At 64.7% G+C, this 26,530-nt stretch carries 27 protein-coding genes; 15 read left to right on the forward strand and 12 right to left on the reverse strand.

The features are described 5' to 3' along the window. Positions 1-207: 207 nt before the first annotated feature. From LDZ23_RS05720 to pcaC, 6 genes are read left to right on the forward strand one after another with little or no spacing between them, the layout of a single operon-like run. On the forward strand, positions 208-900 hold the full coding sequence (locus LDZ23_RS05720; RefSeq protein ID WP_008350174.1) for a 3-oxoacid CoA-transferase subunit A: 693 nt from the start codon (positions 208-210) through the stop codon (positions 898-900). Between the two features lie 16 nt (positions 901-916). Next, positions 917-1,573, forward strand: a complete 657-nt coding sequence (locus tag LDZ23_RS05725; protein ID WP_034472035.1) for a 3-oxoacid CoA-transferase subunit B — start codon at positions 917-919, stop codon at positions 1,571-1,573. 22 nt (positions 1,574-1,595) lie between these two features. Then, positions 1,596-2,798 carry a 3-oxoadipyl-CoA thiolase gene (gene pcaF, locus LDZ23_RS05730; protein WP_244808009.1) on the forward strand — a complete coding sequence of 401 codons (1,203 nt, stop codon included), beginning with the start codon at positions 1,596-1,598 and terminating at the stop codon, positions 2,796-2,798. Between the two features lie 4 nt (positions 2,799-2,802). Further along, positions 2,803-4,158, forward strand: a complete 1,356-nt coding sequence (locus LDZ23_RS05735; RefSeq protein WP_244808010.1) for a 3-carboxy-cis,cis-muconate cycloisomerase — start codon at positions 2,803-2,805, stop codon at positions 4,156-4,158. 27 nt (positions 4,159-4,185) lie between these two features. Then, positions 4,186-4,974, forward strand: coding sequence for a 3-oxoadipate enol-lactonase (pcaD, locus tag LDZ23_RS05740; RefSeq protein WP_175979964.1), 789 nt, complete (start codon positions 4,186-4,188; stop codon positions 4,972-4,974). A gap of 2 nt (positions 4,975-4,976) precedes the next feature. Next, positions 4,977-5,360, forward strand: coding sequence for a 4-carboxymuconolactone decarboxylase (gene pcaC, locus LDZ23_RS05745; RefSeq protein ID WP_008350165.1), 384 nt, complete (start codon positions 4,977-4,979; stop codon positions 5,358-5,360). A 64-nt stretch (positions 5,361-5,424) separates the two neighbouring features. On the opposite strand, the gene LDZ23_RS05750 is transcribed toward pcaC, so the two are convergent. Beyond that, positions 5,425-6,711 carry a DUF3443 domain-containing protein gene (locus tag LDZ23_RS05750; protein ID WP_034472026.1) on the reverse strand — a complete coding sequence of 429 codons (1,287 nt, stop codon included), beginning with the start codon at positions 6,709-6,711 and terminating at the stop codon, positions 5,425-5,427. A gap of 10 nt (positions 6,712-6,721) precedes the next feature. Further along, positions 6,722-7,183 (reverse strand): DUF2844 domain-containing protein, encoded by a 462-nt coding sequence (locus LDZ23_RS05755; RefSeq protein WP_008350161.1) that lies wholly within the window; start codon positions 7,181-7,183, stop codon positions 6,722-6,724. 415 nt (positions 7,184-7,598) lie between these two features. Here LDZ23_RS05755 and bamC point away from each other — a divergent pair, with 415 nt between their 5' ends. Further along, a complete protein-coding gene (bamC, locus tag LDZ23_RS05760; RefSeq protein ID WP_034472024.1) occupies positions 7,599-8,807 on the forward strand; it encodes an NlpB/DapX family lipoprotein in 1,209 nt (402 codons plus the stop codon). A gap of 460 nt (positions 8,808-9,267) precedes the next feature. Further along, positions 9,268-9,558: a putative quinol monooxygenase gene (locus LDZ23_RS05765; protein ID WP_008350158.1), complete on the forward strand. Its 291-nt coding sequence runs from the start codon at positions 9,268-9,270 to the stop codon at positions 9,556-9,558. Between the two features lie 17 nt (positions 9,559-9,575). Here the strand turns inward: LDZ23_RS05765 and LDZ23_RS05770 are convergent, their stop codons facing one another. From LDZ23_RS05770 to LDZ23_RS05780, 3 genes are all read right to left on the reverse strand, one after another. Further along, a complete protein-coding gene (locus LDZ23_RS05770) occupies positions 9,576-9,836 on the reverse strand; it encodes a hypothetical protein (protein WP_008350156.1) in 261 nt (86 codons plus the stop codon). 153 nt (positions 9,837-9,989) lie between these two features. Then, on the reverse strand, positions 9,990-11,600 hold the full coding sequence (aceB, locus tag LDZ23_RS05775; RefSeq protein WP_244808011.1) for a malate synthase A: 1,611 nt from the start codon (positions 11,598-11,600) through the stop codon (positions 9,990-9,992). Positions 11,601-11,618: 18 nt separating this feature from the next. Continuing rightward, a complete protein-coding gene (locus tag LDZ23_RS05780; RefSeq protein WP_244808012.1) occupies positions 11,619-12,458 on the reverse strand; it encodes a haloacid dehalogenase type II in 840 nt (279 codons plus the stop codon). A gap of 138 nt (positions 12,459-12,596) precedes the next feature. Between LDZ23_RS05780 and LDZ23_RS05785 the strand changes: the two genes are divergently transcribed. Together LDZ23_RS05785 and LDZ23_RS05790 are read left to right on the forward strand one after the other, a co-directional pair. After that, a complete protein-coding gene (locus LDZ23_RS05785; RefSeq protein ID WP_034472020.1) occupies positions 12,597-13,499 on the forward strand; it encodes a LysR family transcriptional regulator in 903 nt (300 codons plus the stop codon). Positions 13,500-13,631: 132 nt separating this feature from the next. After that, positions 13,632-14,066, forward strand: coding sequence for a universal stress protein (locus LDZ23_RS05790; protein WP_008350148.1), 435 nt, complete (start codon positions 13,632-13,634; stop codon positions 14,064-14,066). Between the two features lie 86 nt (positions 14,067-14,152). Here LDZ23_RS05790 and aceA read toward each other — a convergent pair whose 3' ends face one another. The 3 genes from aceA to LDZ23_RS05805 form a co-directional block, all read right to left on the reverse strand. After that, positions 14,153-15,460 (reverse strand): isocitrate lyase, encoded by a 1,308-nt coding sequence (aceA, locus tag LDZ23_RS05795; RefSeq protein ID WP_008350146.1) that lies wholly within the window; start codon positions 15,458-15,460, stop codon positions 14,153-14,155. Positions 15,461-15,832: 372 nt separating this feature from the next. After that, the gene (locus LDZ23_RS05800; RefSeq protein ID WP_244808013.1) at positions 15,833-17,479 is read right to left on the reverse strand and encodes a DEAD/DEAH box helicase; all 1,647 of its coding nucleotides are present in this window, start codon (positions 17,477-17,479) and stop codon (positions 15,833-15,835) included. Positions 17,480-17,953: 474 nt separating this feature from the next. After that, positions 17,954-18,223 carry an acyl-CoA-binding protein gene (locus tag LDZ23_RS05805; RefSeq protein ID WP_008350142.1) on the reverse strand — a complete coding sequence of 90 codons (270 nt, stop codon included), beginning with the start codon at positions 18,221-18,223 and terminating at the stop codon, positions 17,954-17,956. Positions 18,224-18,401: 178 nt separating this feature from the next. Here LDZ23_RS05805 and tsaB point away from each other — a divergent pair, with 178 nt between their 5' ends. From tsaB to LDZ23_RS05825, 4 genes are read left to right on the forward strand one after another with little or no spacing between them, the layout of a single operon-like run. After that, the gene (tsaB, locus tag LDZ23_RS05810) at positions 18,402-19,181 is read left to right on the forward strand and encodes a tRNA (adenosine(37)-N6)-threonylcarbamoyltransferase complex dimerization subunit type 1 TsaB (RefSeq protein WP_244808014.1); all 780 of its coding nucleotides are present in this window, start codon (positions 18,402-18,404) and stop codon (positions 19,179-19,181) included. After that, positions 19,178-19,672 (forward strand): ribosomal protein S18-alanine N-acetyltransferase, encoded by a 495-nt coding sequence (gene rimI, locus LDZ23_RS05815; protein ID WP_008350138.1) that lies wholly within the window; start codon positions 19,178-19,180, stop codon positions 19,670-19,672. Before tsaB ends, rimI begins: the two co-directional genes overlap by 4 nt. Further along, complete coding sequence (locus LDZ23_RS05820; RefSeq protein ID WP_244808015.1) at positions 19,659-20,552, forward strand: uracil-DNA glycosylase family protein; 894 nt, start codon at positions 19,659-19,661, stop codon at positions 20,550-20,552. The genes rimI and LDZ23_RS05820 overlap by 14 nt, the downstream gene beginning before the upstream one ends. Next, on the forward strand, positions 20,552-21,535 hold the full coding sequence (locus tag LDZ23_RS05825; RefSeq protein WP_008350135.1) for a DUF1853 family protein: 984 nt from the start codon (positions 20,552-20,554) through the stop codon (positions 21,533-21,535). Before LDZ23_RS05820 ends, LDZ23_RS05825 begins: the two co-directional genes overlap by 1 nt. 11 nt (positions 21,536-21,546) lie before the next feature. On the opposite strand, the gene thiD is transcribed toward LDZ23_RS05825, so the two are convergent. Genes thiD through lplT form a run of 4 tightly spaced genes read right to left on the reverse strand, consistent with a single transcriptional unit; the run spans position 21,547 to position 25,149 of the window. Then, the gene (gene thiD, locus LDZ23_RS05830) at positions 21,547-22,353 is read right to left on the reverse strand and encodes a bifunctional hydroxymethylpyrimidine kinase/phosphomethylpyrimidine kinase (RefSeq protein ID WP_034472154.1); all 807 of its coding nucleotides are present in this window, start codon (positions 22,351-22,353) and stop codon (positions 21,547-21,549) included. Between the two features lie 10 nt (positions 22,354-22,363). After that, positions 22,364-23,011, reverse strand: coding sequence for a thiamine phosphate synthase (thiE, locus tag LDZ23_RS05835; protein WP_244808016.1), 648 nt, complete (start codon positions 23,009-23,011; stop codon positions 22,364-22,366). A gap of 1 nt (position 23,012) precedes the next feature. Beyond that, complete coding sequence (gene thiM / locus LDZ23_RS05840) at positions 23,013-23,828, reverse strand: hydroxyethylthiazole kinase (RefSeq protein ID WP_244808017.1); 816 nt, start codon at positions 23,826-23,828, stop codon at positions 23,013-23,015. 13 nt (positions 23,829-23,841) lie between these two features. Further along, a complete protein-coding gene (lplT, locus tag LDZ23_RS05845; RefSeq protein ID WP_008350127.1) occupies positions 23,842-25,149 on the reverse strand; it encodes a lysophospholipid transporter LplT in 1,308 nt (435 codons plus the stop codon). Between the two features lie 281 nt (positions 25,150-25,430). Here lplT and alr point away from each other — a divergent pair, with 281 nt between their 5' ends. After that, entirely contained in the window at positions 25,431-26,501 is a 1,071-nt protein-coding gene (gene alr, locus LDZ23_RS05850) for an alanine racemase (RefSeq protein WP_034472003.1), read from the forward strand. The last annotated feature ends 29 nt before the right edge of the window (positions 26,502-26,530 follow it).

Raw genomic sequence — 26,530 nt, forward strand, 5'->3', positions numbered from 1 at the left:
CCTGTGATGAAAGCGCGAACGGGCGGTCGAGGCGAAGTTCGAGCTCGGTGAAAACCCCCACTTCGCGCATGCTTCGTTGACACGACAACGAATGCGGGACTAACATGCCGATGTTCGCTAAACGAATCCATGTTCGCATGACGAACATTTCAGCGCAAGTGTGCTGACGAGCAGGTAAACCCCAGTTCGAGACAGACAGGAACGGCAATGATCAACAAGATTTTCGATTCGCTCGCCTCGGCCGTCGCCGACGTCCACGACGGCGCGACCATCATGATCGGCGGTTTCGGCACGGCGGGCATGCCGTCCGAGCTGATCGACGCGCTCATCGAGCAGGGCGCGCGCGGGCTCACGATCGTCAACAACAACGCCGGCAACGGCGACACGGGACTGGCCGCGCTGCTGAAGGCGAAGCGCGTGCGCAAGATCATCTGCTCGTTCCCGCGTCAGACGGACTCGCATGTGTTCGACGCGCTCTATCGCGCGGGCGAAATCGAGCTGGAACTCGTGCCGCAGGGCAATCTGGCGGAACGCATCCGCGCGGCGGGCGCGGGCATCGGCGGATTTTTCACGCCGACGGGCTACGGCACGAAGCTCGCCGAAGGCAAGGAAACGCGCGTGATCGACGGCCGGCACTACGTGCTCGAAGCGCCGCTGCACGCGGATTTCGCGCTCGTGAAGGCATATAAGGGCGATCGCTGGGGCAATCTGGTCTATCGTAAAACTGCGCGCAACTTCGGTCCGATCATGGCGAGCGCCGCGAAAACGGCCATCGTGCAGGTCTCGAAGGTCGTCGCGCTCGGCGAGCTGGACCCCGAAAACATCGTGACGCCGGGCATTTTCGTGCAGCGCGTCGTCGAAGTACCGCAAGCCGTGCATCAAGCCGAACTCGCCGCTTAAGGAAGGACGAAAAGCCATGAAGAAACTCACTCGTGACGAAATGGCCAAGCGCGTGGCCGCGGACATTCCCGAAGGCGCGTACGTGAACCTGGGCATCGGCGTGCCGACGCTCGTCGCCAATCATCTCGCGGCGGACCGCGAGATCTTCCTGCACAGCGAAAACGGCCTGCTCGGCATGGGACCGGCGCCCGCCAAAGGCGAGGAAGACGACGAACTCATCAACGCAGGCAAGCAGCACGTCACGTTGCTGACCGGCGGCGCGTTTTTCCATCACGCCGATTCGTTCGCGATGATGCGCGGCGGCCATCTCGACTTCTGCGTGCTCGGCGCCTTCCAGGTTTCCGCGACGGGCGATCTCGCGAACTGGCACACCGGCGCGCCCGACGCGATTCCGGCTGTCGGCGGCGCGATGGATCTCGCGATCGGCGCGAAGCAGGTCTACGTGATGATGGAACTGCTCACCAAGCAGGGCGAGAGCAAGCTGGTCGACGCCTGCACGTATCCGGTGACGGGCGTCGCGTGCGTGAATCGCGTGTACACGGATCTCGCCGTGTTCGACGTGACGCCGGAAGGCTTCGTCGTGCGCGAAATCGTCGACGGCCTGTCGTTCGAAGAGTTGCGGAAGCTGGCCCAGGTGCCGCTGCAATTCGCGCCGCTGACCGAAGCAGCCTGAGAGAATTCTGGAGACATTGAAGATGAAACAAGCTTTCGTATGTGATGCCATCCGCACGCCGATCGGCCGTTACGGCGGTTCGCTGTCCTCCGTGCGCGCCGACGATCTCGGCGCCGTGCCGCTGCGCGCGCTGGTCGAGCGCAACAAGGAAGTGGACTGGGAAGCCATCGACGAAGTGATCTACGGCTGCGCGAATCAGGCGGGCGAAGACAACCGCAACGTCGCGCGCATGTCGGCGCTGCTGGCCGGTTTGCCGGTCGGCACGCCGGGCTCGACGGTCAATCGTCTGTGCGGCTCCGGCATGGATGCGATCGGCGTGGCCGCGCGCGCCATCAAGTCGGGCGAGACGAGCCTGATGATCGCGGGCGGCGTCGAAAGCATGAGCCGCGCGCCGTTCGTGATGGGCAAGGCGACGAGCGCGTTCTCGCGTTCCGCAGAAATCCACGATACGACCATCGGCTGGCGCTTCATCAATCCGCTGATGAAGAAGCAGTACGGCGTCGATTCGATGCCGGAAACCGCCGAAAACGTCGCGGACGACTACAAGATCAGCCGCGCCGATCAGGACGCGTTCGCGCTGCGCTCGCAGCAGAAGGCGGCGCGCGCGCAAAAGGACGGCACGCTGGCGCAGGAAATCGTCGCGGTGACGATTCCGCAGAAAAAGGGCGATGCACTCGTCGTCGACAAGGACGAGCATCCGCGCGAAACGAGCCTCGAAGCGCTCGCGAAACTGAAGGGCGTCGTGCGTCCGGACGGCTCGGTGACGGCGGGCAACGCGTCGGGCGTGAACGACGGCGCGGTCGCGATGCTGATAGCCGACGAGGAAAGCGCGAAGCGCAACGGCCTCACGCCGCGCGCGCGCATTCTGGGCTTGGCCACGGCCGGCGTGCCGCCGCGCGTGATGGGCATCGGTCCGGGTCCGGCCTCGCAGAAGCTGCTTGCGCGTCTCGGCATGACCATCGACCAGATGGACGTGATCGAGCTGAACGAAGCGTTCGCGTCCCAAGGTTTGGCGACGCTGCGCATGCTCGGCGTCGCCGATGACGATCCCCGCGTCAATCCGAACGGCGGTGCGATCGCGCTCGGCCATCCGCTGGGCGCGTCCGGCGCGCGGCTCGTCACGACCGCGAGCTACCAGTTGCATCGCACGGGCGGACGTTACGCGCTTTGCACGATGTGCATTGGCGTCGGCCAAGGCATCGCGATGATCATCGAGCGCGTCTGATCACATGTTTTCATCGACCGGACGTTTGACCGATCTCATTTGCGGCAACGCCGCCGCGAACGAGATCTGGTCGCCGCGCGCGACCGTGCAGGCCATGCTCGATGTCGAAGCCGCGCTCGCGCGCGCATCCGCGCTGCATGGCGTGATTCCGTCGGGCGCGGTGGATGCGATCGTCGCCGCCTGCGATGCCGATAACATCGACGCCGATGCGCTGATGACCGGCGCCGCGGCGGGCGGCAATCTCGCGATTCCGCTCGTCAAGCAACTGACGGCCGTCGTAAAGGCGCGCGACGCCGAAGCAGCCAAGTACGTGCATTGGGGCGCGACGAGTCAGGACATCATCGATACGGGCGTCGTGCTGCAATTGCGCGCGTTTCTCGATCTGATCGATGCGGATCTGCGCTCGCTCTCCGATGCGCTCGCCACGCAGGCGCAAGCCCACAAAAACACGCCGATGATCGGCCGCACCTGGCTTCAGCAGGCGCTGCCGATCACGCTCGGCCTGAAGTTCGCGCAATGGCTCGATGCAGTGACGCGTCATCGCGAGCGCCTCGGCGAACTGAGGTCGCGCGCGCTCGTGCTGCAATTCGGCGGCGCGGCGGGCACGCTCGCGAGTCTGCGCGACAAGGCCTTGCCGGTCGCGGCATCGCTTGCGCAGGACCTGAAGCTGGCGCTTCCCGCGTTGCCGTGGCACACGCAGCGCGATCGCATCGCGGAAACCGCGTCGTTTCTCGGCATGCTGACGGGCACGCTGGGCAAGATCGCGCGCGATGTCTCGCTGATGATGCAGACCGAGCTCGGAGAAGTCGCCGAACCGGCGGCCGCAGGCAAGGGCGGATCGTCGACGATGCCGCACAAGCGCAATCCAGTCGGCTGCGCGGCCGTTCTGACCGCCGCGACGCGCGCGCCGAATCTCGTCGCGACGATCTTCGCGGGCATGGTCCAGGAGCACGAGCGCGCGCTTGGCGGCTGGCAGGCCGAATGGGAAGCGCTGCCCGATCTCGCGCGTCTGACGGCGGGCGCGTTGTCGAACATCGTGGGCATCGTTCCGTCGATGGAAGTCAATGTCGAACGGCTCGCACGCAATCTCGACGTGACCAACGGACTGATTCTCGGCGAAGCGGTGATGCTCGCGCTCGGCGACGCAATCGGCAGGCTCGACGCGCACAAGCTCGTCGAAGGCGCGTCGAAGGCGTCGGTGGCGAACGGCACGTCGCTCTTCGACGAACTCTTCTCGAACGAAACCGTCACGCGTCATGTTTCGCAGGATCAACTGAAATCGCTGCTCGATCCGGCGAATTACGTCGGACAGGCGCAGGCGTTCGTCGATGCCGCCATCGCGAACGCTCACTCGAAATAAGCAGGAACACACAGGAGCGGTAAAAACATGCCTCTTGCCGAAGTCAACGGAACACGGATTCACTATCGCATCGACGCGACGGCGGGCGACAACGCGCCGTGGCTCGTGCTGTCGAATTCGCTCGGCGCCGATGTCTCGATGTGGACGCCGAACATCGAGGCGTTCGCCGCGCGCTATCGCGTCGTGCGCTACGACACGCGCGGCCACGGTCATTCGGACGTGCCGCCGGGCCCGTACACGATCGATCAGCTGATCGGCGACGTGATCGGCCTGATGGATCATCTGAAAATCGAGCGCGCGAACTACTGCGGCCTGTCGATGGGCGGGCTGACCGGCATCGGGCTGGCGGCGCGTCATCCGGAGCGCTTCTCGCGCGTGGTGTTGTCGAACACCGCCGCGCTGATCGGCTCGGACGCCGTGTGGACGCCGCGCGCCGCGAAAGCGCGCGAGCCGGGCGGCATGCCCGCGCTGACCGACGCCGTGATCGCGCGCTGGTTTACCGCGCCCTTCATCGAGCGTGAGCAGCTCGAACTCGCGAATATCCGCGACGTGTTCCGCCACACCAACGGCGACGGCTACGCGTCGAACTGCGAGGCGATCCGCGACGCCGACCTGCGCGACGAAGCGAAGACCATCGCATTGCCCGTGCTTGTGATTGCGGGCACGCACGATCTGTCGACGACGGCCGAGCAGGGCCGCGAGCTCGCGGGTTATATCGGCGGCTCGCGCTACGTCGAACTGGACGCGGCGCATCTGTCGAACATCGAAAAGCGCGACGACTACACGCGCGCCGTCCTCGACTTCCTCGGAGAATAAAGATGACCGACGACGAACGTTACGAAGCCGGGATGAAAGTGCGCCGCGCGGTGCTGTCCGACGCGCACGTCGACCGCTCGCTTGCAAACCGCACCGAGCTGACGACCGAATTCCAGAACTTCATCACGCGCTATGCGTGGGGCGAAATCTGGACGCGCGACGGCCTGCCGCGTCACACGCGCAGCCTCATCACGATCGCGATGATGGTCGCGCTCAACCGCAGCGAAGAACTCGCACTGCACTTGCGCGCCGCGAAGAACAACGGCGTCACGCAAGACGAGATCAAGGAAGTGCTGTTGCAAACGGCGGTCTACTGCGGCGTGCCGGCGGCGAATTCGGCGTTCCACCTCGCGCAGAAAATCTTCGACGAAGAGAGCAAGGCGTAGTCGCGACGCGGAACCGATAAAAACCGTCTCCGGGAAACCGGAGACGGTTTTTTCGTTTGCGGACTCAGAACGCGTAGAACGGTCCCGGTCCTGCGGGCGTCGGGCGTCCTGCGAGCGCCGTGAACACGCGCCGTCCGTAGAAGAAAGGCAAGCCCCAGTCGAAGAAGCCGCTCGCGGAGCCGGCGAGATTGTCGAAGGCGAAGTGGCCGGTGCCGAACAAGGTCGTCGATTGCGCGATGGTGAAGCTCACCGCGCTCTGCGCGCCGCTCGACGAACGGATCGTCGCGGCGATCGTCGTCGGCGTCGACGGGCAATACCACGCGCCGCACTTCGCGAGCGTCGCCGACGGGAAGAAGACGCCGTTTGATCCGCTATCGATGAAGCTCGAACCGTACTGGCTGCCGCCGAAATCCGTCGTGACGTAGCCGGACAGCGAACTCGCCTTGAGCACCGTGGCCGAGCCGAGCAGATTGTTCGACTGCGAGCCGATGCCGAAGGTCATCGTCCCCGTGACCGCCGATGCGCCGCTATCCGGCACGTCGGGCAGCTCGATCAGCACGCCGTTGTTGTCCGACGCGAAGTTCGCGACCGGATTGGTCACCTGCTGCGCGACCGCCAGCTTGCTCGCGGTGCAGTTGCCCGAGATGCAGCTGTAGTACCAGCGCGGCATCGCCGAGGTCGCGCATCCCGCGCCGCAGTCGGCGGTGAATGGTCCGACGCCGAGGATGCCGTTGCCGCGCAGGCTCGACGCGGAGAGCATCGGCAGGCCGGACTGGCTGCAGTCCTGCGCCGCGTTGCCTGCGGCGGAGTCGGCGATCAGTTGCACGGAAGTCGAGCGCGCGACCTGGCTCGCGAGCCGGATATCGGCCGTGCGGACCGCGCCCCACGTATAGCCTGAGCCGAACACGGCGCATTCCGCGATGATCGCGCTCTGGCTGCCGCCCGCAACGAGCGGCAACGCGATCGACGGACTGAGTGCGGACGCCAGCACTCTCAAGCCGTGCGAGCCGGTATCGACCTGAATGTCGTCGATGGTCTGGCATGTGTCCGTGCCCGGCACGCAGATCGTCACGCTGGTTTGCAGCATGTTGCGCGTGTTGGTCGGCGTGCTGGAAACATGGATGATCTGGACGTTGGGCGTCGTCGATTGCGCGACGGTCGTGCCGGTGGATGGGGACGACGCCGCGCTCGCGGGCGTCGCGGCGCTGGCCGTCTGGGGCGCGCTGGCCTGGTGAGGCGACGCGGCGGCGCTGCCGTTCGAGCCGCCGTCCGAACCTCCGCCGCCGCCGCAGGCGTGAAGCAGAACGCAAGTGCCGAGTGCGGCGATCGAGAGAAGGGCGCGTGGGTTCATGGCGGGCCTCTTACTGAATGTCCGTTGCGCTGACGCCCGGCGGCAGGGCGCTCGCAAGCCATGCGCGGCCGATGAATTCGCGCAGCCGCATGCGATTTTCGACGACGAGATCGCCCGCGGCGACGTGCGCCGCATGCAGGCCCGCATCGCCGACCGACGCGCTCGCGCCTTGCCTGAACGTCTCGAAATGGCTGCCGAGCAGCGTGCGGACGTCCGGCATCGCCGGGCCGCGCCAGGACACCGCGTACACCGTGCCGCTCGAATCGACATACTCACGCACGACGATGCCGTCGGCATCGGTCGTTTCGTGGAATTTCACGAGGCCGCTCTGCGCCTGATGCACGACATCGCCCTGCGATGCGCTCGACGCGCGCCCGGCGGCACCGAGCTGCGCGTGGGCATTAGCCGACGCGCCGATCGCCAGAATGGTCAGGCACGCGGTCGCGTAGTGAGGAATTCTGATTTTTCTCATGACGTTCTCTCCGTTAATTAGGACTCTTCTTATTTTCGAGATGCGATTTTAGGAGGAAGTCAGAAAAAACTGATACACGTCGATGTTTCCGCGCGAAACGGGCGGATGCGCGTCGGAGAAAAAGAAGTCTCTATGAATCAAAAGGTTACGCAGATCGAAAAGCCGAATTGCCGCTTTTCGCGATTGTCATAAATTGTCAATTCGATGCGGAGCGGCTTAAATGGAAATTTGAGGCGCGCCTTTTGGCTGCGCGTAGTCTGCTTTCGTCATTGAAAGGCAACGTTTAATGGGCGCGCTGCGCAGCCTTGCCGGAAGCCGTCGTGACCTCTTTTTTGTCACGGCGCACGGCGGACCGGTAAAATAACGGGTTGATCCACGGAAGAACGCCCGTGGCGTAGCGGAAGGACTTCTCCAAATGACAGATTTTCGTGTAACGAAGCGGATGGCTGCGCTCTTCGCGGTGGCCGGAATCGTGGCGGGATGTGGCTCGTCCAATCCCAACGCGTTCAACTACAAGAGCGATCAGCGTTCGAAACAGGTGTCTCTCGCCGTGCCGCCGAACCTGCTCGACGAAGCGGCCGATCAGCGTTCATTGCCGCCGCAGGGCGGGCAGGCATCGCTGTCCGATCTGCAGCAGATTCAGAAAGTCGCACCGAACGCGCCCACGGTGGTTCCGCCGGTGTCGGGCATGCGCGTTCAGCGCGACGGCACCGAGCGCTGGCTCGTCGTCGATGGCAAGACGCCCGATCAGGTGTGGCCGCAGGTCCGCCGTTTCTGGCAGGAGCAGGGCTTTCTGCTCGTCGTCGATCAGCGCGACAAGGGCGTGATGGAAACGGACTGGAACGAAACCCATCCGCAGATTTCCGACGGCCTAATCCGCGACACGCTCGCCAAGGCAACCGGCAACTCGTATGTCACGGCCGAGCGCAACAAGTACCGCACGCGTCTCGAAGCGGCGCCGAACGGCGGCACGTATGTGTTCATCAGCCAGAAGGGCATGCGCGAGGCGCTGACCGGCGTGAACAATGACACGAGCCAGTGGCAGGCCCGCCCGAACGATCCCGCGCTCGAGAACGAATACCTCAAGCGCCTGATGTCCTCGCTGTCGCTGGCCGACCAGCGGGCGGCTTCCGGCGGCGCAACGCCGCTCGACGCCCCGGCCGCCGGTGCTGCGGGCGCGCAAGCCGCGAAGGGCGGCGATGCGAAGGCGGCGTCGGTCGCGGCGCAGAACGCCGCGTACGCGGGCAATTCGCCGATCCGCAACGAAGTCGTGCCCGAGGCCGCATCGTCGCAACTGACCTTGCCGGAAGCGTACGACCGCGCGTGGTTGCGCGTGGGCATCGCGCTCGATCGCGCCAACTTCACGGTGGACGACCGCGACCGCAGCAAGGGCGTCTATTACGTGCGCTACGTCGATCCGACGGACAAGTCGTCGGCGGAACAAGGCTTCTGGAGCCAGGTATTCCACGGCCGCAAGGAAATGAAGGCGAAGCAGTATCAGGTCAACGTGCGCGCCGTCACCGAGCAGCAAACGCGCGTGGCGATCGTCGACGACAAGGGCGAAGTCGATTCGTCGCCGCAAGCTCGCCAGATCATGGCGCTGCTCGCCGACCAGATCAGCTGATCGTTTTCCGCGCCGATCCCCAGAAACCGCCTCCTTCGCGAGGCGGTTTTTTTACGCTGCCGATGTCGCCGCCGGGCGCGCAAACGATTTTTTCAGCGCGCACGGAAATGCGAGCGACGCGTAAATATTGCGCAGACAATTCTTTCTATCGGGAAATGTGCGCAAAAGCTTATAGAAATGAACGCCCGGACAGTACATTGCATCAGTGGCGTAAATCACCCGCCGGAAGTTCCACGAAGCGCGGGTATCACGCACGTTGTACCTGACAAACAGACGATTGGTTCGCGCTGCGCGAACCCCGATGGCCCCGTCGCCTATCCTCGTAGGGCGACGGTTTTTGCCCGCGTTTCTCTTGGAACGCGGGCTTTTTCTTTGGCTTGCAGATCGGGCGTTTTCGGCGACATGCGCGATGCGCGGTTATGCTCGTGCTTCCATCGTTCAAGTAAGAAAGGAGAAGCTCATGTCGGAAGTTGCCGTCGTCGCGATCTTTGTTGCCAAACCGGGCAAGGAAGAGGAACTGAGGGAAGTGCTGGAAGCGAACGTCGAGCCGACGCGCAAGGAGGCGGGTGCGCTGCAATACGACTTGCACCGCGACCTGAAGGAGCCGCGGCGCTTTATCTTCGTCGAGCGCTGGGAGAGCGAGGCCGCGCTCGCGAAGCACGGCGAAACGGCGCACATCCAGACGTTCCGCGCCAAATCGCCGGACTTGTGCGAGCACGGCGAAGTCCGTGTCGCGAGCAAGATTCTCTGACGGACCGGACAGCGCTTTTAATGCGTTTCTTGCGGGACGTCGAGGATCAGGATGATGGTCCAGTCGGCGTCGCCGTCGTGATGATACTGGCGCTCCGCGACGATGAACGGCTGCTGCTTGCCGGACGGTCCGAGGAACAGCACGTCGCCTTCCATCGGCAGGCATTCGACGGGCGGCAGCGCCAGATACGAGTCCTTGTTCGCGTTGCGCGGCATCAGTTTTTCGATCTTGCGCGATGCCGCTTCGGTCCATTCGATATCGAGCTGGATATTGCTCATGCTGTCGTTCGCACGATGAGTGCGCTCCACGGTTGAATCGTTGAAAAGACGATGCGCAATGTAGCACACGCCGTGCGCGATCCATGCGGCGTGCCAGACGAAAAAACGGCCCGAAGGCCGTTTTCCGTTCGTGCGCGAGACGACGCGAAACGCTCAAATTTCCTCGTACAGCGGCAGCGTCAGAAACTCGGTGAAGTGCGCCGAAGTCGACATTTCCTCGAAGATTTTCGCCGCGCGTTCGTAGGGCTTCGTGTCCGCGCCCGACGCGCTGACCGCCTGCTTCACCTTCTCCAGTTCGTCGATGGTGATCTCGCGCACCATCGATGCCGTGACCTTGCGGCCGTCGTCGAGCTTGCCCTTCGGCGAGCGGATCCATTGCCACACCTGCAAGCGCGAGATTTCGGCGGTCGCGGCGTCTTCCATCAGATTGTGGATCGGCACGCAGCCATTGCCCGCGAGCCACGAACCGAGATAGTGGACGCCGACGTTCACGTTGTTGCGCAAGCCCGCTTCGGTGATCGGCTCTTCCGGACGGAAGTCGAGCAGATCGTGCGCCGTCACCTGCACGTCGGTGCGCTGCTTGTCGATCTGGTTGGGTTTGTCGCCGAGCACCTTCACGAACTCTTCCATCGCGACCGGCACGAGGCCCGGATGCGCGACCCAGCCACCGTCGTAGCCGTCGGAGGCGTCGCGCGCCTTGTCGGAGCGCACGCCGCCCATCGCTTTGTCGTTCGCGGCCGGATCGTTCTTGATCGGAATCAGCGCCGACATGCCGCCGATCGCCGGCGCATTGCGTTTGTGGCATGTCTTCAAAAGTTCGAGCGCATAGGCGCGCATGAAGGGCGACGTCATCGTGATCTTCGCGCGGTCGGCGAGGCAGAAGTCCGTGTCGTTCTTGAACTTCTTGATCGCCGAGAAGATGTAATCCCAGCGGCCCGCGTTGAGACCCGAGCTATGCTCGCGCAGCTCGTACAGGATTTCGTCCATCTCGAACGCGGCGAGAATCGTTTCGACGAGCACCGTCGCGCGAATCGTGCCGCGCGGGATGCCGATGGCATCCTGCGCCGCGACGAAAATGTCGTTCCACAGACGCGCTTCGAGATGGCTTTCCATCTTCGGCAGATAGAAGTACGGACCGCTGCCGCGCGCGATCAACTCCTTCGCGTTGTGAAACAGGAAGAGCGCGAAATCGAAGATGCCGCCCGACACGCGCTCGCCATCAACGGTGACGTGCTTTTCGTCGAGATGCCAGCCGCGCGGACGCACGATCAGCGTCGCGATCTTGTCGTTGAGCTTGTACGACTTGCCGTTCTGTTCGAGCGAAATCGTGCGGCGCACGGCTTCCTTCAGATTGACCTGGCCGACGATCTGGTTGTCCCAGTTCGGCGCATTTGAATCCTCGAAGTCGGTCATGTAGGAATCCGCGCCGGAGTTGAGCGCGTTGATGATCATCTTGCGCTCGACCGGACCGGTGATCTCGACGCGACGGCATTGAAGATCTGCCGGCAGCGGCGCGACCTTCCAGTCGCCTTCGCGGATCGATTTCGTTTCTTCGAGGAAGCTCGGGCGCTCGCCCGCATCGAGACGCTTCGTGCGCTCGACGCGCGCCGCGAGCAATTGCTGGCGGCGCGGCTCGAACTGGCGATGCAGCGACGCGACGAACGCGAGCGCTTCGGGCGTCAGGATGGTCTCGTAGCCGGGCTTGATATCGGCTGAGATGGCCATGCCTTTCGGAAGCGAAAGCGGATTCGATGGATGCGTCATGGTTTTCTCCTTGGTCGGTCAGACGGTTTTGCTAGTGGTTGTGCGTGAAGCGTTGCGCTGCCTGCTTTTCGGCTGCGTGATCCGGCGAGAGTTGGCGACGGCGCGCGTCGCGCCGCCTTCGATGAAAGCGATGAGATCGGCCATGCCGCAGCCGCTGCCGTGCGGCGCGACGCCCAGTTCCTCGGGCGGCAGCGCGGCGCGGTTGATCCAGAAAGTCGTGTAGCCGAACCATGTTGCGCCGGCGACATTCCAGCCGTTGCTCGACGCGAATACGATGTCGCGCGCGCTGGCATCGAAGGCTCGGGTGCCGAGCGCGTAGGCGGCGGGCGCGGGCTGGTAGGCGCGCGCTGCATCGACCGACAGAACGTAATCGAAGAGGCCGCTCATGCCGGCGCTTTTCACGGCGATGTCGAGCATCGGCGGATTGCCGTTCGACAAAATCGCGAGCGGAATGGCGAGGCCGTCGCGCAACGATCTGAGCGCGGGCAGCGTGTCGGGGAACGCGGAAAGGCACGCGTATTCGTCCATCAGGCGCTTTTCGGCGGCGCTCGTGAGCGCATCGGCGAGGTTCAGGCGTGCAGCCGCGTGGCGCAGCGCATCGATCGTGACTGTCCAGAACGGCTCGTAGTGCGCGCCCGACGGATCGGCGAGCGTGCGCAGTTGCGTGTACTCGATCTGCTTGCGGCGCCAGAGCTTCGAGAGTGCGTCGCCGAGGCCGGGAAAGAGCTGCTCGGCCGCCGCGACGACCGAGTGGACGTCGAAAAGCGTGCCGTAAGCGTCGAAGATGACTGCGCGGGGGAGCTTGGACAACTCGCGGGAAATTTCGCTGGACGATGCGTGTGTCGTTATGGCCGACATAGCCTTGCGCTCCGTTTAGAGGTCGGAATCGATTGTATTCGTGATCTAAGTGATGGAAAAAGCACCGCAGCATCACTTGATCTTTTACTTTTACTTACCTAATCTGTGGTTCAACACCGATATTGACGACGAACGCGCATGGATCGATTCAAGCAGATAGAAACCTTCGCTTCGGTCGCGGCGAAGGGCAGCCTGTCGGCGGCGGCACAGGCGGAGGGCATCGCGCCGGCCGTCATCGGACGCAGGCTGGATGCGCTCGAAGAGCGGCTCGGCGTGAAGCTGCTCGTGCGTACGACGCGCCGAATCACGCTGACCTTCGAAGGCTCCGCGTTTCTCGAGGACTGCCAGCGCATCATCAACGACATGCAGAACGCGGAGGCGAGCGTGTCGGCGGGCGGCGTGAAGGCGAGCGGGCATTTGCGCGTCTCGGCGCCGGCGGGCTTCGGACGGCGTCACGTCGCGCCGCTCGTGCCGAAGTTCACGACCTTGCATCCGGACGTTTCCGTGAGTCTCGATCTGACCGACCGCATGGTCGATCTCGTCAACGAAGGCTTCGATTGCGCCGTGCGTCTCGGCGAGTTGCCGGATTCGTCGCTGGTCTCCTTGAAGCTCGGGGAGAACCGACGCGTGTGTGTCGCGTCGCCGGAGTATCTGGAAAAACGTGGCGAGCCCGCCGATCTCGCCGCGCTCGCGCATCACAATTGCCTGGCACTCGGCGCGTCGGCGAATCAGCAGCGTGGCTGGGTGTTCGAGCAGGACGGCAAGGTTGTCACGATCAAGGTTTCCGGCACGATGGAATGCTCCGACGGCGCCGTGCTGCACGAATGGTGTCTCGAAGGCCGCGGTCTCGCGTGGCGCTCGTGGTGGGAAGTCGGCGATGACATCGACGCTGGCCGCCTCGTCAGCGTGCTCGATGCGTACGCCGCGCCGCCGATCGGCATTCACGCGGTGTTTCCGCAAAGGCGGCATCTGCCGTTGCGCGTGCGATTGTTTCTCGATTTGCTCAAACATACCTATAACGCGACGGGATATTGGGGTTGACTGCGAGCCGGTGAAAGCTTCGGAATCCTATGCGCGGCGTCGCATCGCCGCGCGGGTACATCGAAATTGCTCTGCGCCGGCGCCCGTTACTACAATGGAATCACGCACCATCAACTGACGGGGGAGGACGCCATGTTCAAACACATCCTCGTGCCGACCGACGGCTCGGAGCTATCGCAAAAGGCCATCGACGGCGCGATCGATCTTGCGCAATCCGTCGGTGCGCGCATCACGGCTTACGCGTGCCTGCCTCAGTATCCGTATTCGCCATTCGCCGATGTCGCCGTCGAGCCGCCCGACGATTTTCACGCCCGCGCCGAGAACGAAGCCCGCGAACATCTGCGCGCGGTCGAGCGCGCCGCGGAAAGCGCCGGCGTGCCCTGCACGAGCGTGACGAGCATCGATGCCGCGCCGTATATCGGCATCATCGAGGCGGCGGAGCAAAACGGTTGCGACGTGATCCTGATGGCGTCGCACGGACGGCGCGGTCTCGGCAGTCTGCTGATCGGCAGCGAAACGCAGCGCGTCCTGACCCATACGAAGATTCCGGTGATCGTGTATCGCTAGCGAGCGGCGTTCCCCGGCGCGTGGCTGCGCGCGCCGGGACGCCGCTTCTTTTCACCACTCTCCCTGATTCGCCTGCTGAAGCCGTATTACGCGACCTTCTTGTCGAAGAACTGCTCGTCTTCGGTCGAGCCGTGCAGGGCGGTCGTCGATGCTTCCTTCTCGACCGTCTGCGTGACCGCGTCGAAGTAGCCGGTGCCCACTTCGCGCTGGTGCTTGACGGCCGTGAAGCCCTTGTCGGCGGCGGCGAATTCGGCCTGCTGCAATTCGACGAACGCGCTCATCTGCGAACGGGCGTAGCCGTGCGCGAGGTTGAACATCGAGTAGTTCAGCGCGTGGAAGCCGGCCAGCGTGATGAACTGGAACTTGTAGCCCATCGCGCCCAGTTCGCGCTGAAACTTGGCGATGGTCGCGTCGTCCAGATTCTTCTTCCAGTTGAACGACGGCGAGCAGTTGTACGACAGCATCTTGCCGGGGAATGCCTTGTGGATCGCCTCGGCGAACTTCTTCGCGTATTCGAGATCCGGCTTGCCCGTTTCGCACCAGACGAGATCGGCGTAGGGCGCGTAGGCGAGGCCGCGCGAAACTGCCTGCGCGAGACCCGGCTTCGTGCGGAAGAAGCCTTCCACCGTGCGCTCGCCGGTGAGGAACGGCTTGTCGTTGTCGTCGATGTCGGACGTGACGAGATCGGCGGCTTCGGCGTCCGTGCGGGCGATGAGCAACGTCGGCACGCCGCACACGTCCGCGGCCAGCCGCGCGGCCGACAGCTTCGCCACATTCTCGCGCGTCGGCACGAGCACCTTGCCGCCCATGTGACCGCATTTCTTGACCGACGCCAGTTGGTCCTCGAAGTGCACGCCCGCGGCGCCGGCTTCGATCATCGCCTTCATGAGTTCGAACGCGTTCAGCACGCCGCCGAAACCCGCTTCCGCATCGGCGACGATCGGCGCGAAGTAATCGATATAGCCTTCATCGCCTGGATTCTTGCCTTCCGACCATTGAATCTGATCGGCGCGGGTGAGCGTGTTGTTGATGCGCTTCACGACGAGCGGCACCGAATTCGCCGGATACAGCGACTGGTCGGGATACATTTCACCCGCGACGTTGGCATCTCCCGCCACTTGCCAGCCCGACAGATAGATCGCCTTGAGGCCGGCCTTGACCTGCTGCATCGCCTGATTGCCGGTCAGCGCGCCGAGCGCGTTGACGAACGGCTCGTCGTTGATCGATGCCCACAGCCGTTCGGCGCCGCGTCGCGCGAGCGTGTGCTCCGGCTGCACCGAGCCGCGCAGACGGACGACGTCATCCGCCGAGTAGCCGCGCTTGATGCCCTTCCAGCGCGGATCGGTTTCCCATTGCTGCTGGAGTTGCTGGGCTTGTTGTTGACGTGAGGTCATGGCGAATCTCCCTGAGACTGGACTGATGTTCCTGAATCGCATGAGCGGCGCCGAATCGGCGTCTGCGTTTGCTCAACTCTTATATAAGAGTCTAGGCTAATGCGATTTTCCGAAACACCTCTCTGACAGAGAATTCTGGTTTATTTTCCTTGTTAAAAATCAACGAGATACGATCCGAATATCGTATTGCGGAACGGCGTTTTCTATCTTGCAACCGCCGGTTTTGTGCCGCGCAGCACCGCTTTTGCGACGCAAAAGAGCATTGCGCATGGTGAAATATGGCGACGGGGCGAAAAAAAACCGATGCACGAGGCATCGGTTTTTCTTTTCGCAACGGGGAAGCGGTATCAGGAACCGCTTCCCGCAAGCAGCTTAGTTGCCGCGGCGCGGGGCGCGCGGGCCGTCGTTACGGCGTGCGCTGTAGCCGTCGCGCGAGCCGTAGCCGCCTTCGCGATTGCCACCGCGATAGCCGCCATCGCTGTTGCCGCCACGGTAGCCGCCATCGCTGTTGCCGCCGCGATAACCGCCGCCATCGCGATAACCGCCTTCGCGAGAACCTGCATTCGACTTGTTGCCATAACCGCCGGCGTTGCCCGGACCGTAACCACGGCCACTGCTGCTGCCGCCGCCATTGCCACCGAAGCGACGGCCACCGCCGTTACCGCCCGGACGGCCACGGCCGCCGCCGAAACCACCCTTCGGCGGCGCCTTGCGCGGTTCGAAGCCTGCGACGACGTTCACCGGCAGCGGCGCGCGCACGAAACGCTCGATGCGCTTCAACGCGCCCATTTCGGCGTAGTGCACGAGGCTCACCGCCGTGCCGCTGCGGCCAGCACGGCCGGTACGGCCGATACGGTGCACGTAGTCTTCCGCGAACTTCGGCAGGTCATAGTTGAAGACGTGCGTGATACCCGGAATGTCGATGCCGCGCGCGGCGACGTCGGTCGCTACCAGCACGCGCACGCGGCGCTCGCGCAGCGCGCGGATCGTCCGGTTGCGCGCGCCTTGCGGCAGATCGCCGTGCAGCGCGGCGGACTCGAAGCCCGCGTCGGCGAGACGGTTGGCGATGAGATCCGCGTCGCTCTTCGTCGCCGTGAATACGATCGCCTGATCCAGGCCTTCGCCGCGCAGCAGATGATCGAGCAAGCGGTCCTTGTGATCGCGGTCATCGACGTAATGCACGGTCTGCGCGATGTTGCTCTTCGCTTCGAGCTTCTGGACGATCTCGATGCGCTCCGGATCCTTCAGCAGGCGGCCGGTCAGCGACGTGATCTTGCTATCGATGGTCGCGGAGAAGAGCAGCGTCTGGCGCGAGGCGGGCGTCGCGTCGACGATCGTTTCGATGTCTTCGATGAAGCCCATGTCGAGCATGCGATCGGCTTCGTCGAGCACGAGCATGTTGAGTTCCGACAGGTCGATGCGGCCGCGTTCCAGATGGTCGATCAGGCGGCCCGGCGTCGCGACGAGAATCTCAGGGTTCTTCGCGAGGAGCATGAGCTGCTGGCCGTACGCGACACCGCCCAGAATGCTGACGGTGCGCAGGCGGCGCAGATGCTTGCCGTACGTGGTCGCGGCGGTGGAAACCTGCATCGCGAGTTCGCGCGTCGGCGTGAGCACGAGCAGCTTCGGGCGCGCGATCGGCTGCGGACGGCGGCCACGCGCTGCGTTCGGGTCGCGCGGCGCGCGCGGCTGTTGCGCTTCCAGCTTTTGCAGTTGCGCGAATTTTTCGATGGCGGGCAGCATGAACGCGGCCGTCTTGCCCGAACCGGTCGGGCTGGAGACGAGCAGATCGCGGCCGGCGAGCGCGGCGGGAATCGCGCGCTGCTGCACGGGCGTCGGGGATTCGTAGCCCGCAGCGGTCAGCGCGGACACGATGTCGGCGGAAAGGCCGAGCGATTCGAAAGTGGGGCCGGCGGGCTTGTCGGCGGGTGCGTCGGTGGCCGGGGTATCGGCCGAGGGGGTGATGCCAATGTTTGCTGCGAGATTGTCCAACGGGCTAGCGGTGAAGCTCGAAGTCATGTCGATCCTTGAAACGAGGAATAAGGCGTCGGCGCCAATCGGCATACCCAGGTCGTTGGATTCAGCGAGCGAAGAAACAGCGAGCAAATCGAAAAACGTAGGCTACTCGCGCGAACGTGCGGCGAGTATCTTTGTTAGAAGCTGTATCGGATACGGCAGGCTCGATCGTTCCGAAGAGAACGACGGGCGCTGACGTCAGCCTGATGCATGACGGGCCGAGAAACGTGCTGCGCGCAAATGCGACGCAAAGGCCTGGCAGGAAGGGGACAGTTTCTAAACTGGATTGGAGCGAAACGCTACGAAGCGCCTTGCTGCGTGGGACTTGCCGGAAGGCTCGCCACCCGCAATCGAGCGCTGACCGCTAGTATATCGGAATTTGCTGCACTGCGCCACATTTTGACGCATCGCCGCGCCATCTTCGGGCATCGGACGGCGCGGCCGGTCCGCTGGAACTGGCCGACGCCGGCCCGAACCTCAGGCCGCCTCGCCCCGCTTGAGCGATTCGACGAGTTCGACGTAGCGTGCCTTGGCGTCGTCGGCGGGCGTGCCTTGCAGCGCGGCCCACGCTTCGTATTTGTATTTGCCGGCGATATCCGTGAAGCCCGGCTTTTCGCCTTGCACGTCGCCGATGCTCGCCTGCTTGAAAAGCGCATAAAGCCGCAACAGCGTGAGATTGCCGGGACGCTCGGGCAGTTGAGTGACGTCAGACTGGGCTTGGGCGAATTGCTGATCGATGTCGGTCATGCGTTCTCCGTTGTTATCGAGATGGACCGGACGATCTTAGCAAGCGAGACGCGCGAGCCCGGTCGAGGCTTTCCTCCAACCGAGGACGCCTTCCAGACGCCTTGCGGACGCGAATTGGGTCGACCGCGTATCGCCGATCACGCGAATCCGGCGCATGTCCCGCATTACAATACCGGCTATGACACGCACCGTTTTGCTCGCCCTCGACACCTCGACGGAATTTTGCTCCGTCGCGCTCCTGCTCGCCGACAGCGCTTTCGCCGCCACTCCGAACTCCGCCGCGCCTCAATACGTGAACGGCGACACGCGCGTGTGGTTTCGCCACGAGGCGACCGGCGCCGTGTCGAGCACGCGCCTTTTGCCGGCCGTGCGCGAGCTTTTCGCCGACGCCGGGCTCGCGCTCGCCGACTGCGCGGCGATCGCATTCGGCGCGGGCCCGGGCTCCTTCACCGGCTTGCGCACGGCGACAGGCGTGGCGCAAGGCCTGGCGTTCGGTTTGAACGTGCCGGTCGTGCCGGTGGGCACGCTGCTCGCCTGCGCGGAGCACGCGCGCCTGAACGATCCGTCGATCCCGGCGCGCGTGCTAGCGGCGCTGGACGCCCGCATGGATGAAGCGTACTGGGCCGATTTCGAATTCGATGCCGCCGCCGGCGACTGGCGCACGCTGCATCCGGCCGCGCTCGATGCGCCCGGCGCGCTGCCTCTGCCCGACGTGCCGTTCGCGCTCGCGGGCAACGCCGCGTCCGCATTCGGCGATCGTCTGCCGGCGCTCGCCGCCGCCGCGCGTGTCGATCGCGAAGCGCTGCCGCACGCGTTGCCGGTCGCGCTCATCGGCTTGCGGGACTGGCGGGCTGGGCGCGCGGTCGCACCCGAACACGCCGCGCCCGAATATGTGCGCGACAAGGTCGCCCAGACGACGGCCGAACGCATGCAGGCTCGCGAGGAGGCGCTTCGGTGAGCGGCGTGCTGCTGGCCGATCGGTATCTCACACCGATGACGGAAGCGGACCTCGACGAAGTCGCCGCGGTCGAAAAGCTCGCCTACGAGTTTCCGTGGAGCCGCGGCAATTTTCAGGATTCGCTGCGCAATGGCTATTTCGGCGTGTGTCTGCGCCATGTGACCGGCACGCTGATCGGCTATTGCGTGCTGATGCCCGTCGTCGACGAGATGCATCTGCTCAATCTGTGCGTCGCACCGTCTGCGCAGCGGGCGGGGGCGGGTCTGACGCTTCTGCGCGAAGCGGTCCGCATCACGCGCGCGGAGAAGCTCGAAGGCGTGCTGCTCGAAGTGCGGCCGTCCAATCCGCGCGCGATCCAGCTCTACGAGCGTTTTGGCTTCGCGGCCATCGGACGCCGCAAGAACTATTACCCCGCGCGGCATCGCTCGCGCGAGGACGCAATCGTCATGCGTCTGTCGTTTACGGAGGAGACTGCGCATGGCGCTCGATGAAATGCTGATCGAAGAGTTGGGAATCGGGCCGGTCTGGGTACGGCGTGGGCTTGCGCCCGCGCCGAAGGTCGAGGAAGAGCGCACGCCTGAAGCGGTCGCGACGATCACGGAAGCACCCGCGCCCGTCGTCGTCGACATGCGGCCGGAGCCGAAGCCCCTCCAGTCCGCACAGCCCGAATCCGACGCGCCGCCGCTCGACGCCTACGACGATCTCCCCTGGACCGACGAAACGCCGCTCCATGTCGAGCCCGCCACCGCGGAAGCCCCGAGCGACATCCACACGCTCGGGTGGGATGCGCTCGCCGAACGCGTCGCGAACTGCGAGCGCTGCCGTTTGTGCGAGCGCCGCACGAACACGGTCTTCGGCGTCGGCGATCGCGAAGCCGACTGGATGCTGATCGGCGAAGCGCCGGGCGAGAACGAGGACAAGCAAGGCGAGCCGTTCGTCGGCCAGGCGGGCAAGCTGCTCGACAACATGCTGCGCGCGCTCACGCTGTCGCGGCAGACGAACGTCTATATCGCGAATGTCATCAAGTGCCGGCCGCCCGGCAACCGCAATCCCGAGCTCGACGAAGTCGCGCGCTGCGAGCCGTATCTGCAACGGCAGGTCGAACTCGTGAAGCCGAAGGTCATCGTCGCGATGGGACGCTTTGCCGCGCAGAGTCTGCTGAAGAACGAGGCGAGCATCGCATCGATGCGCGGACGCGTGCACGAGTATCGTGGCGTGCCGGTGGTCGTCACGTATCACCCGGCTTATCTGCTGCGCAGCCTGCAGGACAAGTCGAAGGCGTGGGCCGATCTCTGCCTCGCGCGCAATACGTATCGCGAGGCGCTCGCCGCGCTCGGCGTCGAGCAAGGAGCAGAGAAGGGCGGCGTCTGATGACGGCCCGGGCGAGCGATCTCACGCGTCTCGTCGATCGTTTCGGCGACGTCACGGTTCGCGATCTCGCCTGGCTTCTGTTCGCTCCCGATCTGCTGCGCGAAGGCGACGCCGCGCTCGCGCATCCGTTCGCGTCGACAGCGGAGCGCGACGCGACGCTCGTGTGGCTGAAGGCGCTCGATGCCGCGCCGCAGCCGCTGCACGATCACGCGCGCGATCCGAAGTTCACGCGCCTCGGCATCTACGCCGAGAGCCTCATCCGCTTTTTTCTCGCGCACGGTCCGGCGGCGCGCCTCATCGCGGCGAACGTGCCGTTGCGGCAACAGCGGCGCACCATCGGCGAATGCGATTTCCTGCTCGAATCGGCGGATGGCGCGCGGCTGCACTGGGAGCTGGCGGTGAAGTTCTACCTGCATATCGACGATAGCGACGGCGATGCGGCGCGCGCGGCGCGTCTGTCGAACTACGTCGGGCCGAATCTGCAGGATCGCTTCGATATCAAGCACGAGCGGCTTCTCACGCATCAACTGGCGCTGACGCGGCGCGCCGAGTTCGCGTTGCTCGGCTTCGACGGTCCGTGGCAGGCGCAGTTGTTCATCAAAGGCCGGCTTTTCTATCACGGGCTCGGCGGCGACGAGGTCGTGCCCGCGCGCGAAATAGGGGAGCACCATCTGCGCGGATGGTGGCTGACGGCGTCGGAATGGCGCGACGCGCGCTCGAATGCGTCGGACGATGAGCGCGCGTGGGTCGTGCAGCCGCGCATGGCGTGGCTCGCGTCGCGGCGGCTCGATGCGGATTCCGCCGAAACGCTGATCGCGGAATCGGATGCGATTCGCGCGCGTCTCGAAGGCACGATCGCGCCGACGATGGTTGCCGCCTACGCGCGCGACGAAGCGGGAAATTTCGTGGAGGAATCGCGAGGCTTCATCGTGCCGGACGACTGGCCGGAGCGCGCGCGGGCGTTCGCCGCGTCGGCGGAGTGATCACCGGCTGATCACCACCAGCGGAAAAAATGATGCACCGGACCCACGCCATGACCGACGTCGAGCCGCACGCTCGCTTCGATCGCGCCGGTCAGATAGCGCTTCGCCTCGGCGGTCGCGCTCGCAAGATCGTCGGTTTGCGCAATCAGCGCCGCGATCGCCGACGACAGCGTGCAGCCCGTGCCGTGCGTGTTCTTGAGCGGCACGCGCGCGCCGCCGAGCCTCAGTGCGCCCGCCGCCTCGATCAGCCAGTCGGGACTGTCGTTCGATGCAAGGTGGCCGCCTTTCATCAGCACGGCCCGCGCGCCGAGCGCGCGCAAGGCTTCGCCCTGACGGACCATCGCGTCTTCGTCGGCGGCGCTTTCGTCGCCTAACAGCGCCGCCGCTTCCGGCAGATTCGGCGTGACGAGCGTCGCGAGCGGCAGCAATTCGTCGCGCAACGCGGCAACGGCTTCCGGCGCGAGCAGCGCGTGATTGCTCTTCGAGATCATCACGGTGTCGAGCACAACATGTTTCGGCCGATGGCGCTTGAGCGCCTCGGCGACCGCGCGCACGATGCCCGCGTTCGCCAGCATGCCGATCTTCACGGCATCGATGCGGATGTCGTCGAACACGGCGTCGAGCTGCGCCGCGATGAACGCGGGCTCCGGCGCGTGAACGGCTGTCACGCCGCGCGTGTTTTGCGCGGTGAGCGCCGTGATGACGCTCGCGCCGTACGCGCCGAGCGCGGAGAACGCCTTCAGATCGGCCTGAATGCCCGCGCCGCCGCCCGAGTCGGAGCCGGCGATCGTGAGGACGTTCGGAATGGTTTTCGTGATTGCCATGAGCTTAGATGCGTGACTGTGCGATGGTCGCGGCAAGCGCCGAGGCCGCCGTGCGCGGATCGGCCGCCTTGCAGATCGCCGACACCACCGCGAGACCGGCCGGCTTCGCGCGCATGACGTCTGCGGCGTTATGCGCCTGAATGCCGCCGATCGCGACGGTCGGCACATGCGCGGCCGCGCAGATTTCAGCGAGACCCTCGATGCCGCAGGGCGTGGAGGCGTCGGTCTTGGTCGGCGTCGCGTACACCGGACCCGCGCCGAGATAATCGACGACGCCCGCGCGTTTCGCCGCGTCGGCGGTTTCATCGAGATTCGATACCGACAGTCCGATCAGCGCGTCCGGCCCGAGCAGTCGGCGCGCGACATCGGCGGGCAGATCGCGCTGGCCGATATGCACGCCATCCGCGCCGACAGCCAGCGCGACATCGACATGATCGTTGACGACAAACGGCACGCCGTGCGCGCGCGTGATCGGCAGCAAATCGCGCGCGAGTTCGAACCACGCGCGCTTGTGCCACTCGGGCGCGCGCAGTTGCACGATGGTCGCGCCGCCTTCGAGCGCGGCGCGCGCGACACGAACCGCCGCGTCATGACCGCCGCACTGCACGGGATCGAGCACGAGATAGAGCGAGAGATCGAACGAAGCGCGCATGTCAGCCGGCAACGATGTCGCGCTGCACGAGCGTCTTGCCGAACGCGGCTTCATCGAGCGATGCGAGCCGGTCCAGATACGCGACGGCGAAGCTGCCGGGCAGCGCGGCGTCGCGCGCGGCGAGTTCCCCCGCGATGGTCGAATAGGCGATGGCGGCGACGGTCGCGGACCAGAGCGCGTCGCGATCCGGCGCCACGCCGACGAACGCGGCCACCGTCGCGGACAACGCGCAGCCGACGCCCGTCACGCGCGTCATCAAGGGCGAGCCGTTCGACATCGCGATGACGCGGCGGCCATCGGTCACGTAATCGGTCTCGCCCGTGACCGCGACGACGGCCTGCGTCTTCAGCGCGAGCACCTGCGCGGCGTCGAGCGCGGCATCGGTGGCGGCGGTGCTGTCGACGCCGCGTCCGCTTGATGCGCCCCCCGACAAGCTGATGATCTCCGACGCGTTGCCGCGGATCACCGCGGGCTTCGCATCGAGCAGATCGAACGCAAATTCCGTGCAAAACGCGAGCGGCCCGACCGCGACCGGATCGAGCACCCACGGCGTGCCCGCGCTGTTGGCGGCCTCGACGGCGGCGCGGATCGCGCGGCTCTGCGGCACGTCGAGCGTGCCGAGATTGACCGACAGCGCATTGGCGACGGCCGCGAATTCGCCGACTTCCTCGCGCGCGACGACCATCGCGGGCGCGGCGCCGATCGCGAGCAGCACGTTCGCGGTGAAGTTGGTGACGACGAGATTCGTGAGGCAATGCACGAGCGGCGCGCGTTCGCGCACGCGGGTGACGAAGGAAAAGAGATCGGCGGCAAGCATGATGCGAAGAGGGTCAGTGCCGCGCTTCGCCGATCAGCGCGACCGAATCGAACGCGCGCTGATTGGCCTGATGCCGTCGCATCACGAAGTACATCATGAGACACACGAACGAGCCGAATAGCACGATGACGAACTGGATCGGCACGTCGAGCCACACGAGCACGGCGTAGAGGCACAGCATGACGAGCACCGACAGGTTCTCGTTGAAATTCTGCACGGCGATGGAATGCCCGGCGGAAAGCAGAACGTGCCCGCGATGCTGGAGCAGCGCGTTCATCGGCACGACGAAGAAGCCCGACAGTCCGCCGACGATCATCAGGAACACATATGCGATCAGCAGATAGCCGGGGAAGTGCATCTTGCCGAAGTAGATGCCCCAGTGCGCGGGAAAGAGATGGCGCGTGTAGAAGGCCATCAGCATGACGGCGAGTCCCATGACGATGCCTACCGGCAGCACGCTGAGCGAGCGCTTGAGCGGCACGCGCGCGGCCGCGAGCACCGCGCCCGCCGCGACGCCGACCGCGATCACCGCCTGCAGGATCGCTGCCTGCGAGAGCGTCATGCCGAGCGACACTTCGGCCCATTTCAGCACGATGAACTGCAGCGTCGCGCCTGCGCCCCAGAAGAGCGTCGTGACGGCGAGCGAGATCTGGCCGAGCTTGTCGCGCCAGAGCACGAGAAAGCAGTCGGCGAAATCGGTGATGAGCTTGAGCGGCCGCGTCTCCTGCTTCGGATAGCGCGCGCCGGTGTCGGGAATGCGCAGATTGAAGATCGCGGCGATCACGTACATCAGCATGATGACGAGCATTGCGGCTTCGGCGGGCGTGTTGATGCGCGGAATGTGCAGCGACAGCAGATGACTGGCGATATGCGGACTGATGAGCGCGCCGCCCATGACCGTGCCGAGGATGATCGAGCCGACCGTCGTGCCTTCGATCCAGCCGTTCGCGGCGACGAGCCGATCGGCTGGCAAGAGCTCGGTCAGAATGCCGTATTTCGCGGGCGAATAGGCCGCCGCGCCGAACCCGACGATGCCATACGCGAGCAACGGATGCGCGCCGAAGAGCATCGTCACGCAGCCCACGACCTTGATCGAATTGGTCACGAACATGACGTGGCCCTTGGGCCGGGAATCCGCGAAAGCGCCGACGAAAGCCGCGAGAATCACATACGACAGGACGAAGAACAGCTTGAGCAGCGGCGTCATCCAGTTCGGGGCGTGAAGGTCTTTCAGCAGTGCAATGGCAGCGATCAGTAGAGCGTTATCGGCCAGCGATGAGAAAAACTGCGCGGCCATGATGGTGTAAAAACCTTTTTTCATCTGATCCGAAGCTTTCCTCACTGCGGGTGATCCGCCCCGGGCACCGGTCGTGCACTCGGGCTTATGCCTTTCGAAATGGGTTGTGTGCACGGCTTTATAACACGAAAATAGGCGCATTCTGACTAGCAGTAATCTCGATCGCGCCAGAAATGACGCGCCTGTGTTCGTGATTCCTCATAACATACTGATTCGCAAGGCGTCCCGGTCGGCGCAGCAGGACGCGTCCCGCTCGCGTATGCTGGCCTTTTAGACCGCACTCGTTGCAATTCCACCAAACGCTCATGCCGCGCCCCCTTTCAGCAACAATTCACACCGCCGCGCTCGCCAACAACCTGGCCGTTGCACGCAAGTACGCCCCGAAATCCAAGATCTGGGCCGTCGTCAAGGCCAATGCATATGGCCACGGTCTCGCCCGGGCGTTCCCCGGTTTGCGCGCAACGGACGGCTTTGGCCTTCTCGACCTCGAAGAAGCTGCGAAGTTGCGTGAATTGGGGTGGGCCGGGCCAATTCTTTTGCTCGAGGGCTTTTTCCGGCCGACCGACATCGACGTGATCGACCGCTATAGCCTCACCACGGCCGTGCACTGCGACGAGCAGTTGCGGATGCTGGAAATGGCGCGGCTGTCGAAACCGGTCAACATTCAGTTGAAGATGAACAGCGGCATGAACCGGCTCGGCTATACGCCCGAGAAGTTCCGCGCCGCGTGGGAGCGCGCGCGCGCCGTGCAGGGCGTCGGCCAGATCACGCTCATGACCCATTTTTCCGATGCCGATGGCCCGCGCGGCGTCGCGCATCAACTGGAAGCGTTCGAACGCGGCGCGGAAGGCATCGCGGGCGCGCGCAGTCTCGCAAACTCGGCGGCGCTCTTGTGGCACCCGGGCGCGCACTTCGACTGGGTGCGGCCCGGCATCATGCTGTACGGCGCATCGCCGTCGGGCGTGACCGCGGATATCGCCGATACCGGCCTCAAGCCCGCGATGACGCTCCAGTCCGAGCTGATCGCCGTGCAGACGGTCGACGCGGGGAGCAGCATCGGTTATGGCTCGACGTATACAGCGGGAACGCCGATGCGCATCGGCGTGGTCGCGTGCGGCTACGCGGACGGCTATCCGCGCGTGGCGCCCGAAGGCACGCCCGTGATCGTCGACGGCGCGAGAACGCGGCTCGTCGGCCGCGTGTCGATGGACATGCTGACCGTCGATCTGACGCCGTGCCCGAACGCCGGCATCGGTTCGCGCGTGGAACTGTGGGGCGCGAATCTGCCGATCGACGATGTCGCGAGCTCGGCCGGCACGATCGGCTACGAACTCATGTGCGCGATCGCGCAACGCGTGCCGGTGCGCGCGGAATAACAACACGAAATCAACAACAAGAAATCAGG

Origin of the sequence: Caballeronia zhejiangensis (genome assembly GCF_022879815.1) — a bacterium.
Taxonomy (GTDB): Bacteria; Pseudomonadota; Gammaproteobacteria; order Burkholderiales; family Burkholderiaceae; genus Caballeronia; species Caballeronia zhejiangensis.

Bases quoted from the DNA above. Each gene is read 5' to 3' on its own strand.
- LDZ23_RS05725 (WP_034472035.1), top strand. From the start codon at position 917: ATGAAGAAACTCACTCGTGACGAAATGGCCAAGCGCGTGGCCGCGGAC.
- LDZ23_RS05755 (WP_008350161.1), bottom strand. From the start codon at position 7,183: ATGAGAAAAATCAGAATTCCTCACTACGCGACCGCGTGCCTGACCATT.
- LDZ23_RS05805 (WP_008350142.1), bottom strand. From the start codon at position 18,223: ATGACCGACATCGATCAGCAATTCGCCCAAGCCCAGTCTGACGTCACT.
- pcaC (WP_008350165.1), top strand. From the start codon at position 4,977: ATGACCGACGACGAACGTTACGAAGCCGGGATGAAAGTGCGCCGCGCG.
- alr (WP_034472003.1), top strand. From the start codon at position 25,431: ATGCCGCGCCCCCTTTCAGCAACAATTCACACCGCCGCGCTCGCCAAC.
- pcaF (WP_244808009.1), top strand. From the start codon at position 1,596: ATGAAACAAGCTTTCGTATGTGATGCCATCCGCACGCCGATCGGCCGT.
- aceB (WP_244808011.1), bottom strand. From the start codon at position 11,600: ATGACGCATCCATCGAATCCGCTTTCGCTTCCGAAAGGCATGGCCATC.
- LDZ23_RS05785 (WP_034472020.1), top strand. From the start codon at position 12,597: ATGGATCGATTCAAGCAGATAGAAACCTTCGCTTCGGTCGCGGCGAAG.
- LDZ23_RS05770 (WP_008350156.1), bottom strand. From the start codon at position 9,836: ATGAGCAATATCCAGCTCGATATCGAATGGACCGAAGCGGCATCGCGC.
- lplT (WP_008350127.1), bottom strand. From the start codon at position 25,149: ATGAAAAAAGGTTTTTACACCATCATGGCCGCGCAGTTTTTCTCATCG.
- LDZ23_RS05750 (WP_034472026.1), bottom strand. From the start codon at position 6,711: ATGAACCCACGCGCCCTTCTCTCGATCGCCGCACTCGGCACTTGCGTT.
- LDZ23_RS05720 (WP_008350174.1), top strand. From the start codon at position 208: ATGATCAACAAGATTTTCGATTCGCTCGCCTCGGCCGTCGCCGACGTC.
- thiM (WP_244808017.1), bottom strand. From the start codon at position 23,828: ATGCTTGCCGCCGATCTCTTTTCCTTCGTCACCCGCGTGCGCGAACGC.
- LDZ23_RS05735 (WP_244808010.1), top strand. From the start codon at position 2,803: ATGTTTTCATCGACCGGACGTTTGACCGATCTCATTTGCGGCAACGCC.
- LDZ23_RS05780 (WP_244808012.1), bottom strand. From the start codon at position 12,458: ATGTCGGCCATAACGACACACGCATCGTCCAGCGAAATTTCCCGCGAG.
- tsaB (WP_244808014.1), top strand. From the start codon at position 18,402: ATGACACGCACCGTTTTGCTCGCCCTCGACACCTCGACGGAATTTTGC.
- LDZ23_RS05765 (WP_008350158.1), top strand. From the start codon at position 9,268: ATGTCGGAAGTTGCCGTCGTCGCGATCTTTGTTGCCAAACCGGGCAAG.
- thiE (WP_244808016.1), bottom strand. From the start codon at position 23,011: ATGCGCGCTTCGTTCGATCTCTCGCTCTATCTCGTGCTCGATCCCGTG.
- pcaD (WP_175979964.1), top strand. From the start codon at position 4,186: ATGCCTCTTGCCGAAGTCAACGGAACACGGATTCACTATCGCATCGAC.
- LDZ23_RS05825 (WP_008350135.1), top strand. From the start codon at position 20,552: ATGACGGCCCGGGCGAGCGATCTCACGCGTCTCGTCGATCGTTTCGGC.
- LDZ23_RS05800 (WP_244808013.1), bottom strand. From the start codon at position 17,479: ATGACTTCGAGCTTCACCGCTAGCCCGTTGGACAATCTCGCAGCAAAC.
- aceA (WP_008350146.1), bottom strand. From the start codon at position 15,460: ATGACCTCACGTCAACAACAAGCCCAGCAACTCCAGCAGCAATGGGAA.
- bamC (WP_034472024.1), top strand. From the start codon at position 7,599: ATGACAGATTTTCGTGTAACGAAGCGGATGGCTGCGCTCTTCGCGGTG.
- LDZ23_RS05820 (WP_244808015.1), top strand. From the start codon at position 19,659: ATGGCGCTCGATGAAATGCTGATCGAAGAGTTGGGAATCGGGCCGGTC.
- LDZ23_RS05790 (WP_008350148.1), top strand. From the start codon at position 13,632: ATGTTCAAACACATCCTCGTGCCGACCGACGGCTCGGAGCTATCGCAA.